General features: G+C 29.1%; 1 protein-coding gene. It reads left to right on the top strand.

Translation table 11 applies throughout. The annotated features are described in order from the left end of the window. The first annotated feature begins 164 nt into the window (after positions 1-164). A complete protein-coding gene (locus PTI45_RS20075; protein ID WP_069329368.1) occupies positions 165-770 on the top strand; it encodes a Cap15 family cyclic dinucleotide receptor domain-containing protein in 606 nt (201 codons plus the stop codon). Positions 771-1,018 lie beyond the last annotated feature (248 nt).

Here is a 1,018-nt window from a genome sequence, read left to right as displayed (position 1 = left end):
CAATTAATTAACTATTTATCTAATCACTTACATGAAATTTCCTCTTTTAAAGAAGCTAATGGTATAAAGGTTTTATGTCCTGATGAAAAAAGTTTATCTAATATGAAATATTTTATACTTACACTTCAAACATTTTATGAATACGAATAAAGGAGATTATCACTTTGTACAATTCTAAAATGTACTGGCGCATATGGATTTTTTTGGGTGTATTAGTATTTGTCTTTATGGTTTTAATTAAAGGTTCTTCTATCGATATTTATTTAGCTATCACAGCATCTAGTGCAGCTGGTATATCACTTCTTATAGAGAGTTTGTTGTTCAAACAATGGATATGGAAAAAGCGGCCAAATCTTTTTTACCCATGGTTATGCACCATACCTTATATTGGTGGAAAATGGAAAGGTTTTATGTATTCTGACTATATTGATCCTATTACCAACAAAGTCGTTGATCCCATTCCTACAATGATGGAAATTCGTCATGAATTCGATAAGATCACTGTAACTCTTGAATCTGCTAAAAGTTATAGTAGTAGCTATACAAGTACAATTTGGATTGATGAAGCTGGACGCAGATACCTTTGCTATACGTATTACAATGATGCTGATATGAATAGAGATACTAACCCAAATCATGATGGTACAGCTAAGTTACGTATTCGTTTAGAAGATAATAGTTTATTTTTAGAAGGACACTATTTTACAGGTCGGAAAACTACTGGTAAAATGACTTTTGAAAGAGTAAGTACAAAAAATTCTGCTGTGTAAAATTTATATATATACTTAATAAAATAGGTAAGCCTTTAAAGCAATAAAAAGAGTCTCCTAAAAGTAGGAGACTCTTTTTATTAAAATAATACATGTCTATTGTAAAATATTGATTTCTTTCGTAAACCTTCTGCAATAATTATAATACAATCGCTCATTATAGTATTATTCACTACACGATAAAACAAAAGTATACTTTCAACTCAATCTCATTTTACAGTAGTGACTTAAATTATTAAATTGATTCA

It is taken from the genome of Paenibacillus nuruki, from assembly GCF_001721045.1.
In the GTDB taxonomy this organism is placed as follows: Bacteria; Bacillota; Bacilli; order Paenibacillales; family Paenibacillaceae; genus Saccharibacillus; species Saccharibacillus nuruki.
This window is presented reverse-complemented; position numbering and strand designations above follow the sequence as displayed.